The following is a 12,642-nucleotide window of genomic DNA, read 5'->3' as shown; positions in this document are numbered from 1 at the left end:
AATTCCGTAACTTAAATGTCTAATACTTGTGGTTGCTGAGCCGCATGAGTGTGCTCAGGTCCAGCGAATACTTTCAGTTTACGGAACATTGCACGGCCTAGAGGACCTTTTGGCAACATACCTTTCACTGCAGACTGGATAACACGCTCAGGAGCTTTTTCGATTAACTTTTCAAAGCTAATTGATTTTAAGCCACCTGGGTAACCAGTGTGCGAGTGGTAAATTTTACCTTTCGCTTTGTTGCCTGTTACGGCTACTTTCTCAGCGTTAATTACGATGATGTAATCACCAGTATCAACGTGAGGAGTATATTCAGCTTTATGCTTACCGCGTAGGCGAGAAGCGATTTCAGTTGCGATACGACCCAGAGTTTTACCATCTGCATCTACAACGTACCAGTCGCGTTTAACGCTGTCTGGCTTGGCTACAAAAGTTTTCATTTGTATATATAACCCAAAATAACTGTTACACATGTGTTTGTGATAATCACAAACGTGAAAGTAGCCACTCATAGTATCCCTTCGAATACGGAGTAAGCTGGATTGTTAGTATCACCAAATCGGTGACATGTAACGTGGGGTGGCAAGATTATAGGGGAAGTACAAAAAAAAACCACCCCTAAATACGATTATTTAAGGCAAGTGTTCTTTTTCTAAGTACTCGTGAGATTGCATTTCTTGCAGGCGAGACAAACAGCGTTCAAATTCAAAACTCAATCGCCCACCTTGATAGAGTTTTTCTAACGGAACATCCGCAGCAATGATTAAAGTAACATTTCGCTCATAAAACTCATCAATTAAGGCAATAAACCGCCGCGCTGCATCATCATTATCAGCCCCCATAGCCACCACACCCGATAACAACACAGTGTGATAAAGCCTTGCCAATTCAATATAGTCCAGCTGACTCCTTGCCCCTTCGCATAACTCACTAAACTCAACATGCAATACGCTATCAGCCTCATTAACAAAATTAATCATCCGCTGATTAATTTCAATTTGACCAAGTGTTTGGCGCGGTTCGTTAGATAGTTGTAGAAAGTACTGGGCTAAGTTTTGCTCTGCTTGGTGGTCCAGAGGATAGTGATAAATCTCTGCCTCATGAAGCGTGCGCATTCGATAATCACTGCCGCCATCTACATTAATAACCTGACAGTGTTGTTGAATCAATTTTATGGTTGGCACAAAGCGCTGACGCTGCAAACCATTACGGTATAAATCTTCAGGTGGTATGTTTGAGGTAGCAACAAGAGTGACTCCCCGTTCAAACAACGCTTCAAATAAGGTTCCTAAAATCATTGCATCGGTAATGTCTGAGACAAAAAACTCATCAAAGCAGATAACCTCTGCCTCTTTATATAAACGATCGGCCACGACCTCTAAGGGATTGGTTTGGGCAGTTAAGCTTTTTAACTCTTGATGTACCCGCTGCATAAAACGGTGGAAATGCACTCGCATTTTACGTTGCTGTGGTAAGCAGTTAAAAAATGTGTCCATGAGGTAGGTTTTTCCTCGGCCAACTCCTCCCCACATATAAAGGCCTTTAACAGGAGTCTTAGTGGATGCATCTGCGTTGAAAAATCGACTTTTTAACTTGGAAAAAAAAGATGAGGGAACAGCAGCAGGAACGGGCTTTTCATTCAACTGTTCAAATAGCCGTTGCAGTTGAGCAACAGCAAATGCCTGAGCATTGTCTTTTATAAAATCATGAGCTTGCAGATCTTGCTCGTATTGTTGCTGTGGAGTCATCCTTTCCCTATTCCCAGAACCCGCTAAAATTTAGTCGAAAATTGATAGTACCATGTGAAAGCATTCTCAAGTATATTGAAAGTTCATCAAGACCAACAAAGGAATAATATGAGCGCAATTAGCAGTATGATTTTTCTTCTTATTGGTGTCGCTATTGGCTTCTTCCTTAGTCGTATAGCATCAAAGCCGGTTGGTAGCGATGCCAATATGAAGCAAGAACTCGAACAAAATAAAGCTGAACTAAACAGTTATAAAGAGCAAGTTCAAGAGCATTTTGCTACCAGTGCCCAGTTGCTTGAAGATATGGCCAAGCAATATCAGGGCATCTATGAACATATGGCTAGCCAGTCAAAATCATTAATCAGTGAAGATGTGGCACAGCCGCAACTGTTTGCAGATTATCAAGAGAAATTAGAATTAGACGAAACGGTTGAATCAAGCGACGCGCAACCTAAAGATTATTCTAACCAACCATCTGGTTTATTTACCGAAGCTCAGCGTAAAGCTAGCTAAATCATTGAACTTTTTAAACTAAGCGGGGTCGTTAAGATCCTGCTTTTTTATAATGACGTGTGTTTATGAGGGTATTTAGATGAGTGTTTCCACTAAGAAATTTGTCATTGTATTTTTGTCACTATTTTTTGGCATTAATACGTTTCAAGCTCACGCAGCGTTGCCGCTCTCAGTTGGCGGTAAAGAACTCCCCAGCTTAGCACCGGTGCTAGAGCAAGCCACTCCTGCCGTTGTTAACATCTCCGTTGCTGGTACCAAAGTCTCTCAGCAACAACTTCCAGAGTTATTTAAATACTTTTTCGGTCCAGGCGGTAATCCAGGTAACACCGAGCAAGAACGTCCCTTCCAAGGCTTAGGTTCAGGGGTAGTTGTTGATGCCCAAAAAGGCTATGTAATCACTAACTACCATGTGATTCACGAAGCTGACGAGATTGTCGTCACCCTAAAGGACGGCCGCACCTTTGAAGCAGAAGTATTAGGCAGTGACCGTCATACCGATATCGCCTTGCTGCAAATAGAGGCCGATGAACTGGTCGATATTAAACTGGCAGATTCTGACGAGCTTCGTGTAGGTGATTTTACTGTTGCGATTGGTAATCCTTTTGGCCTAGGCCAAACCGTAACCTCGGGCATTGTTAGCGCGTTAGGTCGTAGTGGTCTAAACATTGAAAATCTTGAAAACTTTATTCAAACCGATGCTGCGATTAATAGCGGTAACTCTGGTGGGGCCTTAATTAATTTGCGGGGTGAGTTGATCGGCATTAACACTGCGATTATTGCTCCCAATGGCGGCAACATCGGCATTGGTTTTGCTATTCCCAGTAACATGGTGCGCAACTTAGCTGACCAAATCATCGAATTTGGTGAAGTTCGCCGCGGCGTGTTGGGTGTCACAGGTGGTGAATTAAATAGTGATCTAGCCAAAGCCTTTGGTACCGACTCGCAACATGGAGCATTTGTAAATCAGGTAATGCAGGGCTCTGCGGCAGATAAAGCGGGTATTGAGCCGGGTGATATTATCATTGCTGTAGACGATAAAAAGGTGAAAAGCTTTGCTGAACTACGCGCTAAAATTGGCACCATGGGTGCAGGAAAAACCATTAAAATTGGCGCCATTCGCGATGGTAAACCGATTAGTTTTAAAGTGACTTTACAGCAGGCGGAAGAACAAAACATTAATGCTAAAGTCATGCACCCTGCTCTTGAAGGTGCGAGCTTAAGCTCGACAGGTAAAGACGCTGAGGTATCAGGTGTACGAGTAAATAAAGTTGCACGAAACTCTAAAGCCTTTGCCAATGGCTTAGAAGAAGGCGATATCATTATAGGCATCAACAAGATTCGCATCACCAGTATCGCAGATTTACGAGCTCTATTGGAAACCAAGCCAAAAGTACTAGCTGTAAATATTCAACGCGGCGATGAGAACCTCTATCGAATTATTCAATAGATTGAGGCGAGCAACATTTAAGGCGACGTATTAGTCGCCTTTTCTTTTGTCTCCAGTATCTGCGTGCTATGCTGAGAATCTAGCTGGAGAAGAACAATTGTTATCTATAATCAAGTATTTACTCAAGCCCGCTTTTTTTGGATTAGCAATAGCTCTGGGCATTTTGTTTGCGTTTCCGGAATTTCGAGAAAACAGTAAGCAATTGCTCGATGACTATACCGATACACCACTAGTTAGTTATGCACAAGCGTCTAGGCGCGCAGCGCCTGCGGTGGTAAATATCTATACTCGCAGCTTTTTGCAATCTTATGTGAATGTCGACAGCCAACTTGAGTCTCAGGGTTTGGGCTCTGGTGTTATCATGTCTAAACAAGGCTTTGTATTAACCAACCTTCACGTTATCGCCAACTCCGATCAAATTGTTATTGCGCTTCAAGATGGCCGGGTATTCAACGCCGATTTAGTGGGTGGTGATATGATCACTGATCTCGCGGTACTAAAAATTGAAGCCTCTCCGGATTTGCCGGTAATTCCACAAAACGATCAATTAGTTACCCAAGTAGGTGATGTAGTACTAGCTATTGGCAACCCATACAATGTAGGTCAAACCATCACCCAAGGTATTATTAGTGCTGCAGGACGCAGCGGTATGAGCTCTACAGGGCGACAAGACTTCTTACAAACCGATGCCGCTATTAACCGCGGCAACTCTGGTGGCGCACTAGTAAATACCCGTGGTGAGCTAGTTGGCATTAACACTTCTGCTTACCACTTAAACGATGCTGCCGATACCTACGGAATAAGCTTTGCTATACCTTATGAACTGGCTAAAAAAATCATGCTTGGGCTGATTAAAGACGGCACCATAGTACGTGGTTATCTAGGCTTAGACGGGCAAAAAATCACGCCTTTACTTGCTTCTCGCTTAAAACTTAATGAAACCCGTGGGGTAATCGTGAGTGGACTTGATCCAAACGGCCCGGCTGGTGAAGCAGGTATTCAAGCAAATGACATATTAGTGAGCATTGCTGGAACAGATATTGAGTCGATCAAACAGGCGATGGACATTGTGGCAGAAACGCGCCCAGGCTCGGAGATTATGGTTCGCCTATATAGAAACGGGGAACTACTTGAGCTCCCCGTTAAAATTACTGAGTTAAAACTGCCTACTCAACCTACGAGCGGTCGTTAAAACGAGTAATTTTTGCGCCTAGGTTAGCAAACTTGGTTTCGATGTTTTGATAACCTCGGTCAATATGGTAAATCCGGTCTACTACGGTTTCGCCTTCAGCTACCAATGCAGCAATCACTAAGCTCGCAGACGCACGTAAATCAGTCGCCATTACCTGCGCGCCAGTTAAGTGCTCAGAGTGCTTACAAATAGCGGTATTACCTTCTAACTCAATTTCCGCCCCCATACGCATTAACTCCGGCACGTGCATAAAGCGGTTTTCGAAGATAGTCTCCGTTACATGCCCGGTACCTTCGGCAACAATGTTTAACACGGTAAACTGTGCTTGCATATCAGTTGGGAATGCTGGATGAGGTGCAGTTTTCACGTTTACTGCTTTAAGCTGGCAGCCTTGCATATCAACTTCAATCCAGTCTTTGCCACTAGTAACCTTAGCGCCCGCTTCTTCCAACTTAGAAAGTACCGATTCCATTAAACTGGGATCGGTATGGGTACAACGCACTTTACCACCGGTTACCGCTGCTCCCACCAAGTACGTTCCGGTTTCTATCCGGTCAGGTAAAACACTGTATTCGCCACTATGTAAGCTTTCTACGCCGTTAATTACAATGGTGTCGCTACCCGCACCTTTAATGTCGGCACCTAAGGTATTTAAGAAATCTGCGAGGTCGACCACTTCAGGTTCGCGAGCGGCGTTTTCAATGATGGTTTCGCCCTCAGCCAGCGCAGCAGCCATCATTAAGTTTTCAGTACCGGTTACACTCACCATGTCCATAAAGATGCGAGCACCTTTTAAACGGCCATCTACGCGAGCTTTTACATAACCATCTTCCACACTCATGTTAGCTTGCATAAGCTCTAAGCCATGAATATGTAAATTAACTGGGCGCGCACCAATGGCACAACCGCCAGGTAGCGATACATCAGCTTCACCATAACGCGCCACTAACGGCCCTAAGGCCATAATAGAAGCACGCATGGTTTTAACTAAATCATAAGGGGCCACAAAGTCATTGGCTTTACCCGCTTTAACAATAACGGTTTCGCCCTTAACTTCTACTTCGCGCCCAAGATGCTCAAGCATCTTACAGGTAGTGCCAATATCTCTTAGCTGAGGGACATTGTGTAGGGTAACTTGCTCTTCACATAATAAGGTTGCAAAAAGGATTGGCAGAGCCGCGTTTTTTGCCCCCGAGATAGCCACTTCACCCTCTAGGCGGCAGCCACCTTCAATTCTAAACTTATCCACTAAAACTCCTAAAGACTACAATTGGCCAAACTTCTGTTGCTTTTGCCATTCATCAGGAGTGAACGCTTTTATTCCTAAAGCGTGAATTTCATTACTCGCAATGTACTCTTTCAATGGTGCATAAACCGCTTGTTGTTTTTTAACTCGCGATAAATCCGTAAACATTGCACCAACAGCAACAACTTGAAAGTGATTACCTTCACCACTCACTTGCACATGCTCTAACTCAAGCGCTTGCGATAAGATTTCTTCGATTTGTTCTGGTTGCATAATTCGCTCCGCGTTAAGTGCGTTAATCTTCAAAGTGCAGCAAGCTGTCTAACTCGTAAAGTTTAAATAACAGCCTGGCTTGTTCAGGACAGTGCTTAATTAATAAGCGCTTACTGGGCTCCGGTTTTAAGGCGGTGATAATAGCGGCTATTCCTGCAGAGTCAATCCGCTTGAGCTTGGCGAGATCTAATTCTTGAGCTTGGCAAGTTCGCAATTCGTTCCACTTAAGTGCAACTTGTTGGCTATCCCAATCTCCGCTAAGCGATAAACACTGCCGCTCAACGCTCAATTCAGCCTTCATGACTTAGACTCATTAGCCGCAAAGTTTTTGTCTTGTAGAAGTTTTATAACGCCATCAATGCCGTTGTTGCGAATCAAACTATCCATCTCAGATTGTTTTGTCGAGAGCAAACTAACCCCTTCAGCGACAAGATCGTAAGCCAGCCAGCGATCCGGGCTGTCGGGCGTTTGGTTCTTTAACTTACGGAATTTAAATTCCAATTTTATCGGTGGACGCTCTCCGTCAACAAATTGTGCTTTGACGCCAACTTTAGACTTACCCTCTACCGAGCGTTCTGGCTCAATAGTTACTTGCTGTTGTTTGTATTGCCCTAAAGCTTGAGTGTAGGTACTTACCAAATATTCTTTAAAAGCGGCGGTAAACTCTTCTCGTTGTGGCTTAGTCGTTTTTTGAATTTGCGTGCCTAACACGATAAATGATGCATAACGATAATCAATATGCGGCATTAACTGTTCACGCACAATATCTTGTATTTGCTGAGCTGAATCAGCCGCATCCCTATCCACTGCCGCTAAGCGACTAAAAGTTTGCTCTGCTACATAGCTCATCAAACGATAAGGATTTTCGTTTACCTGTTCAGCTAAGGCACTCACACTAAATAATAGTGTTAATACCAACATCAAGCGCTTTATAAACATGCTATTTCTCCGTTATAGAAAACAGGAATTGCCCAATTAATTCTTCTAGTACTAACGCTGATTTAGTGTCTTCGATCACATCACCGTCATTTAGCTCTTCAATACCATCCAATACAAAACCTGGGGTAAGGCCTATATATTGCTCACCTAACAAGCCAGCGGTAAGAATGGATAATGAACTGGTCTCGGGGTAGAGGCCATATTGGCGATACATGCTTAAAGTGACTTTTGCCATGTAATCATCAGTATCAAGATTAATGTCTTCGACGCGACCAACTACCACACCGCCAACTTTGACCGGGGAGCGGGCTTTTAGCCCACCAATGTTGTCGAACTTAGCATACAAAGTATAAGTATCGGAGTTGTTCCCTAATTGGCTATTGGCTATCTTGAGCGACAAAATCAGTAAGGCAGCAATGCCCAACAACACAAACAAACCAACCGATAATTCTAATTTATTTACTTTCATGTTATTCCCTAAACCTAACTGCCAAACATCAAGGCGGTTAGAACAAAATCAAAGGCTAAAACCAATAAAGAGGCGTGCACCACGCTGCGTGTAGTCGCTTGGCTAATTCCCTGAGCGCTCGGCATCGCATCGTAACCATTAAACAAAGCAACCCAAACTACTGTTATAGCAAACACAGCGCTTTTAATAATGCCATTGCCAATGTCTTGACCAAATTCTATTGAAGCTGCGGTAATTGACCAAAAGCTGCCGTTATCTACACCTAGCCACTCAACGCCAACTAAAAAACCACCCCATATACCTACCAAGTTGAACATTAAAGTAAGCAAGGGCATGGCAATAAAGCCAGCCCATAAACGTGGAGCGATCACTCGCTTAAGCGGATCAACGGCCATCATTTCCATGCTAGAGAGTTGTTCGGTGGTTTTCATCAAACCTATTTCGGCAGTTAAGGCTGAGCCAGCCCTACCAGCAAACAACAATGCTGTAACCACTGGGCCAAGCTCACGTAACAGCGATAAAGCCACCATAGGACCGAGGCTAGTCTCGGCGCCAAAATCCACCAAAATGTGGTAGCCCTGTAAGGCGAGTACCATGCCAATGAATAGACCAGAGACCACAATAATAGGTAGTGATTGCACACCGACTACGTAAATTTGGCGGATAGTATCTTTAAGTAATTGCTTGCTTGGTAAACACAGTAGAGCATGCCAAAGCATTAAGCTGGCGCGGCCTAGCGCACCAAGACGTAATAAGGTGTTGCGGCCTAAGGCTGCAATAGCGTCAATCATAAACTCGCCTTTAATGCTTGCGCGTAGTCTTCTGCAGGATAGTGAAATGCCGCGGGTCCATCAGCCTGACCTTGAAGGAATTGGGCTAACCGAGGGTCTGGGTTTTTAGCAATCTCTTCAACCGTTCCTTGTGCTAACACACTGTGGCCATCAATAACAAAGACATAATCGGCAATGCTTAGCACCTCATTCACGTCGTGAGAAACGATGACTGAAGTGAGTTGCAAACTTTGATTCAAACCTTGAATAAGCTTAATCAGTACGCCCATCGAGATCGGATCTTGGCCAACAAAGGGTTCATCATAAAGAATTATTTCTGGCTCTAAAGCAATCGCACGAGCTAGCGCCACGCGCCGAGCCATACCTCCAGATAAATCGCTAGGCATTAACTGAGCCGTGCCACGTAGGCCTACTGCCTGCAATTTCATTAACACTAAGTTACGCAGCACCGGCTCGGGCAACGTGGTATGTTCACGCAATGGAAAAGCAACATTTTCAAAAACGTTAAGGTCGCTAAATAGAGCGCCACTTTGAAACAACATGCCAATACGTTTACGCAGTTTGAACAAATCACTGCGCTTTAGTTGGTGAACATCTTGGCCATCAATCAGCACTTGGCCTGCAGTCGGCTTTAGCTGACCACCAATTAATTTGAGCAGTGTTGTTTTACCAATTCCACTAGGCCCCATAATGGCTGTCACTTTGCCGGTTGGGATATGTAGATCTAAGCCATCAAAAATGACTTTATCACCGCGCTGAAACGCCAGTTGTGTTACTTCAATCAAACTATCTGCCACTCCGTGAGCAATCTTGATTGGCCAAGGCAGACATATTATTGAGATAATTGCTTACACTCAAGGCTAAACTCTTCCCTTTTACCGGGAAAATGCCGACAATGCCTCGATTTTTTTGCATCGCGGATATTTTTTAATTTAAGGACTTGCATGCTAGTTGAATGTTTATTGTTGATTGTTGGCTTAGCATTATTGGTATGGAGTGCCGACCGTTTTGTTTTTGGTGCGGCTGCTATCGCCAATAATTTTGGTTTATCACCCATGATTATTGGCTTAACCATTGTGGCTTTAGGCTCGTCGGCGCCCGAAATTATGGTTTCTGCCACCGCATCTCTAGAAGGCAAAATGAATACCGCGGTGGGTAATGTCATTGGCTCCAATATTACCAACATTACTTTAGTTCTTGGTTTAACAGCGCTGCTCAAACCCTTGTTGGTGTCTTCGTCAACTCTGTTTAGAGAATTACCGATGGTGTTAGGTGCTACCGCAGTAGCGGGCTGGGTATTACACGACCAACAACTGGGTTACCTTGAAGGGGTTGTTCTACTTACCTTGTTTATAGCGCTTATGGCCTACTTAATCGTTAACTCCTTACGCCAACGTAATAGCAATACCGTAGACCCAATGGTTGAGGAAGCAGAATCGGAAGTCCCTAATGATGTGCCAACCGGTAAAGCACTGTTTTGGTTAGCGATAGGTATGGTTGTGTTACCTCTTAGCGCCGATTTATTAGTGGGCTCGGCTTCCGAAATTGCCCGCTACTTTGGCATGAGTGACCTAGTTATCGGCTTAACCATTATTGCCATTGGCACCAGTTTGCCCGAGCTAGCCGCGTGTATCGCAGGCGTGATAAAAAAAGAAGACGATTTGGTTTTAGGTAACATTATTGGTTCTAACCTTTTCAATATTTTGGCTGTTTTGGCGGTACCAGCCATGTTGGCGCCTGGTCCTATCGACGCCCACGCAGCGGGCCGCGACTTTTATGTGATGATGGGTGTAACCGTGGTGCTGTTTGTAATGGCCATGGGTTTTGGTAAAAGCCGTAAGATTTCTCGATGGGAAGGCGGCTTATTGTTAAGCGGCTTCATAGGCTACCAAATGCTATTATTCTTAGTATAAGCCGCTGTTGTCATTAATTTTAAAACTAAGGGGAAGTGGGTGTCATTTGATTACATCGCTGTTGCTAAGCGAGTTCTAGAAATTGAAAGCTTAGGTATTGATAACCTTCACCAATATATCGACCAAGAATTTGCTGCTGCCTGCGAAATGATACTGGCCTGTAAGGGTAAAGTTATCCTCACAGGGATGGGGAAATCAGGTCATATTGCTAACAAAATTGCGGCCACCTTAGCATCTACTGGCACACCGGCTTTTTTTGTTCATCCTGGCGAAGCCTGCCATGGTGACTTAGGCATGATCGCCGCCGACGATATCGTATTAGCCTTGTCTAATTCAGGCGAGTCTGAAGAAATATTGTCTCTGTACCCGGTGTTTAACCGCATTGGTGTGCGTTCTATTGCCATGACTAGCAACCCCAACTCATCCATGGCAAAGCTGGCTAACTATCACTTATGCATCTCGGTGCCACGAGAAGCTTGCCCCTTAGGGCTAGCACCAACAGCAAGCTCTACTGCCACCTTGGTAATGGGCGATGCTCTAGCAGTTGCTTTATTAGAAGCTCGCGGCTTCACGGCCGACGACTTTGCCCTGTCCCACCCAGGCGGAACCTTGGGCAAAAAGCTGCTACTAAGTGTCAGCGACTTAATGCTAACTGGGGAACAAATTCCGCTAGTAACAGTCGAACAAACTATTCGCGAAGCGCTATTCGAAATCACTGCCAAAGGTTTAGGCATGGTGGGAGTACTTGATTCCAAGCAACAGCTGGCAGGCATTTTTACTGATGGCGACTTGCGGCGCATCCTTGATCAGCGCATCGATATTCACGATACCCAAATTGGTCAAGTGATGACGCAAAACCCCAAAGTAATTGACGACAACTGGCTAGCCTTTGATGCCTTAAAACTCATGAAAACCAAGTCAATTAACGGTTTGTTTGTGCTAAACAATAATGCCGTTGTGGGTGCATTTAATATGCATACCTTATTACAAGCCGGAGTTTACTAGTGACGATAAACACGCCCTATGGCGCGGTAAGCCAAAGCAATTTTGATGCGGCGGCTAAAATTAAACTTTTAGTTTGCGATGTAGACGGGGTTTTCTCCGACGGTCGCATTTATATGGGCAATAACGGAGAAGAACTAAAGGCCTTTCATACCCACGACGGATTTGGCATTAAAGCGCTACTGAATATCGGCATCGAAGTCGCTATTATTACTGGCCGTCAATCTAACATTGTGCAACAGCGCATGCAGGCTTTAGGCATTACGCGTATCTACCAGGGCCAACAAGACAAGCTAGTAGCTTACCAACAAATGCTCGAGCAACTGGCTTTAGCCCCTGAAGAAGTCGCTTACATTGGCGATGATGTAGTAGACACACCTGTTATGCGCGCCTGTGGTTTAGGTGTGGCAGTCCAAGATGCTCACCCCTTGTGTAAACAAAGTGCCAACTTTATCACCCAAACCCGTGGCGGTTTTGGTGCAGTTCGTGAGCTTTGCGATCTACTACTGCAAGCAAAAGGCGAGCTTGAAAATGCTCAAGGTATGAGTGTATGAATCGCCCAACCTGGTTCTTTGCTGGCCTATTTCTACTAGCCATAGTGCTATGGCAGCTTAGCCCTTCAGAGACCAAGCAGCTAAGCGCTAAACGCGAGGCCAGCAAACCAAACTTTGTTGCTGAAAAACTCTACAGTGTGAGCTTTGGCGAAAACGGCAGCCCACGCTACCGAATCTATGCAGAAGAAATGGCGTTTTTTGAACAACTTAAGCACACTACTTTTGCTCAACCCAAAATACTAGTGTACCCAGCTCCTAACCAACCTGTATGGCAAATTGTGGCCGATCACGCTACAGTACAGCAGCAGCAAAACGTCATTTTAAATGACAATGTAGTAATTAAAAATTTGAGTCGTGGTGAGTATGTTCGCGATTTGATTACCGAAAGATTGGAGATCGACCTGCAAACAGAAACCATGAGCAGCGATCAACCTGTTACCGTATATGGCCCTTCATACGAACTGTATGGCGTTGGCATGGACGGTGATTTAGCCAACGAAATAGTGACTTTATTAGATGATATCGAAGCGGTTTACCACAACCCACAAGAGTAAG

Annotated in this window: 16 protein-coding genes; 7 read left to right on the top strand and 9 right to left on the bottom strand. The window is 44.5% G+C overall.

What is annotated here, in order from left to right:
- Positions 1 to 11 precede the first annotated feature (11 nt).
- Positions 12 to 440, bottom strand: coding sequence for a 50S ribosomal protein L13 (gene rplM, locus K5L93_RS13230; protein WP_016400761.1), 429 nt, complete (start codon positions 438 to 440; stop codon positions 12 to 14).
- 192 nt (positions 441 to 632) lie between these two features.
- Entirely contained in the window at positions 633 to 1,748 is a 1,116-nt protein-coding gene (gene zapE / locus K5L93_RS13225) for a cell division protein ZapE (protein ID WP_220720256.1), read from the bottom strand.
- Between the two features lie 108 nt (positions 1,749 to 1,856).
- Between zapE and K5L93_RS13220 the strand changes: the two genes are divergently transcribed.
- The 3 genes from K5L93_RS13220 (at position 1,857) to degS (ending at position 4,900) form a co-directional block, all read left to right on the top strand.
- Complete coding sequence (locus K5L93_RS13220; protein WP_220720255.1) at positions 1,857 to 2,261, top strand: Z-ring associated ZapG family protein; 405 nt, start codon at positions 1,857 to 1,859, stop codon at positions 2,259 to 2,261.
- A gap of 79 nt (positions 2,262 to 2,340) precedes the next feature.
- Entirely contained in the window at positions 2,341 to 3,708 is a 1,368-nt protein-coding gene (locus K5L93_RS13215) for a Do family serine endopeptidase (protein ID WP_220720254.1), read from the top strand.
- 97 nt (positions 3,709 to 3,805) lie between these two features.
- The gene (degS, locus tag K5L93_RS13210; RefSeq protein ID WP_220720253.1) at positions 3,806 to 4,900 is read left to right on the top strand and encodes an outer membrane-stress sensor serine endopeptidase DegS; all 1,095 of its coding nucleotides are present in this window, start codon (positions 3,806 to 3,808) and stop codon (positions 4,898 to 4,900) included.
- Here the strand turns inward: degS and murA are convergent.
- From murA to K5L93_RS13175, 7 genes are read right to left on the bottom strand one after another with little or no spacing between them, the layout of a single operon-like run.
- Positions 4,884 to 6,149, bottom strand: a complete 1,266-nt coding sequence (gene murA, locus K5L93_RS13205; RefSeq protein ID WP_220720252.1) for a UDP-N-acetylglucosamine 1-carboxyvinyltransferase — start codon at positions 6,147 to 6,149, stop codon at positions 4,884 to 4,886. The genes degS and murA overlap by 17 nt on opposite strands.
- 15 nt (positions 6,150 to 6,164) lie before the next feature.
- The gene (locus tag K5L93_RS13200; RefSeq protein WP_016400755.1) at positions 6,165 to 6,419 is read right to left on the bottom strand and encodes a BolA family protein; all 255 of its coding nucleotides are present in this window, start codon (positions 6,417 to 6,419) and stop codon (positions 6,165 to 6,167) included.
- 22 nt (positions 6,420 to 6,441) lie between these two features.
- Positions 6,442 to 6,720, bottom strand: coding sequence for an STAS domain-containing protein (locus tag K5L93_RS13195; RefSeq protein ID WP_220720251.1), 279 nt, complete (start codon positions 6,718 to 6,720; stop codon positions 6,442 to 6,444).
- Positions 6,717 to 7,358: an MlaC/ttg2D family ABC transporter substrate-binding protein gene (locus K5L93_RS13190; RefSeq protein WP_220720250.1), complete on the bottom strand. Its 642-nt coding sequence runs from the start codon at positions 7,356 to 7,358 to the stop codon at positions 6,717 to 6,719. The genes K5L93_RS13195 and K5L93_RS13190 overlap by 4 nt, the downstream gene beginning before the upstream one ends.
- Position 7,359: 1 nt before the next feature.
- Positions 7,360 to 7,827, bottom strand: a complete 468-nt coding sequence (gene mlaD, locus K5L93_RS13185; RefSeq protein WP_220720249.1) for an outer membrane lipid asymmetry maintenance protein MlaD — start codon at positions 7,825 to 7,827, stop codon at positions 7,360 to 7,362.
- A 14-nt stretch (positions 7,828 to 7,841) separates the two neighbouring features.
- Positions 7,842 to 8,618: a lipid asymmetry maintenance ABC transporter permease subunit MlaE gene (gene mlaE / locus K5L93_RS13180; protein WP_220720248.1), complete on the bottom strand. Its 777-nt coding sequence runs from the start codon at positions 8,616 to 8,618 to the stop codon at positions 7,842 to 7,844.
- The gene (locus tag K5L93_RS13175) at positions 8,615 to 9,415 is read right to left on the bottom strand and encodes an ATP-binding cassette domain-containing protein (RefSeq protein WP_246615050.1); all 801 of its coding nucleotides are present in this window, start codon (positions 9,413 to 9,415) and stop codon (positions 8,615 to 8,617) included. Before K5L93_RS13175 ends, mlaE begins: the two co-directional genes overlap by 4 nt.
- A 147-nt stretch (positions 9,416 to 9,562) precedes the next feature.
- On the opposite strand from K5L93_RS13175, the gene K5L93_RS13170 reads away from it, so the two are divergent.
- The 4 genes from K5L93_RS13170 to lptC are packed head-to-tail and all read left to right on the top strand — an operon-like array spanning position 9,563 to position 12,641.
- Entirely contained in the window at positions 9,563 to 10,531 is a 969-nt protein-coding gene (locus K5L93_RS13170) for a calcium/sodium antiporter (protein WP_220720247.1), read from the top strand.
- Positions 10,532 to 10,570: 39 nt separating this feature from the next.
- On the top strand, positions 10,571 to 11,536 hold the full coding sequence (locus K5L93_RS13165) for a KpsF/GutQ family sugar-phosphate isomerase (RefSeq protein WP_220720246.1): 966 nt from the start codon (positions 10,571 to 10,573) through the stop codon (positions 11,534 to 11,536).
- A complete protein-coding gene (gene kdsC, locus K5L93_RS13160; RefSeq protein ID WP_220720245.1) occupies positions 11,536 to 12,087 on the top strand; it encodes a 3-deoxy-manno-octulosonate-8-phosphatase KdsC in 552 nt (183 codons plus the stop codon). The genes K5L93_RS13165 and kdsC overlap by 1 nt, the downstream gene beginning before the upstream one ends.
- Entirely contained in the window at positions 12,084 to 12,641 is a 558-nt protein-coding gene (lptC, locus tag K5L93_RS13155; RefSeq protein WP_220720244.1) for an LPS export ABC transporter periplasmic protein LptC, read from the top strand. Before kdsC ends, lptC begins: the two co-directional genes overlap by 4 nt.
- The last annotated feature ends 1 nt before the right edge of the window (position 12,642 follow it).

Origin of the sequence: Agarivorans litoreus, assembly GCF_019649015.1 — a bacterium.
GTDB lineage: Bacteria > Pseudomonadota > Gammaproteobacteria > Enterobacterales > Celerinatantimonadaceae > Agarivorans > Agarivorans litoreus.
Note: the sequence above shows the minus strand (reverse complement) of the source record. Positions and strands in the feature narration are given on the sequence as shown.

Bases quoted from the DNA above. Each gene is read 5' to 3' on its own strand.
- rplM (WP_016400761.1), bottom strand. From the start codon at position 440: ATGAAAACTTTTGTAGCCAAGCCAGACAGCGTTAAACGCGACTGGTAC.
- zapE (WP_220720256.1), bottom strand. From the start codon at position 1,748: ATGACTCCACAGCAACAATACGAGCAAGATCTGCAAGCTCATGATTTT.
- K5L93_RS13220 (WP_220720255.1), top strand. From the start codon at position 1,857: ATGAGCGCAATTAGCAGTATGATTTTTCTTCTTATTGGTGTCGCTATT.
- K5L93_RS13215 (WP_220720254.1), top strand. From the start codon at position 2,341: ATGAGTGTTTCCACTAAGAAATTTGTCATTGTATTTTTGTCACTATTT.
- K5L93_RS13200 (WP_016400755.1), bottom strand. From the start codon at position 6,419: ATGCAACCAGAACAAATCGAAGAAATCTTATCGCAAGCGCTTGAGTTA.
- K5L93_RS13195 (WP_220720251.1), bottom strand. From the start codon at position 6,720: ATGAAGGCTGAATTGAGCGTTGAGCGGCAGTGTTTATCGCTTAGCGGA.
- K5L93_RS13190 (WP_220720250.1), bottom strand. From the start codon at position 7,358: ATGTTTATAAAGCGCTTGATGTTGGTATTAACACTATTATTTAGTGTG.
- mlaD (WP_220720249.1), bottom strand. From the start codon at position 7,827: ATGAAAGTAAATAAATTAGAATTATCGGTTGGTTTGTTTGTGTTGTTG.
- mlaE (WP_220720248.1), bottom strand. From the start codon at position 8,618: ATGATTGACGCTATTGCAGCCTTAGGCCGCAACACCTTATTACGTCTT.
- K5L93_RS13170 (WP_220720247.1), top strand. From the start codon at position 9,563: ATGCTAGTTGAATGTTTATTGTTGATTGTTGGCTTAGCATTATTGGTA.
- lptC (WP_220720244.1), top strand. From the start codon at position 12,084: ATGAATCGCCCAACCTGGTTCTTTGCTGGCCTATTTCTACTAGCCATA.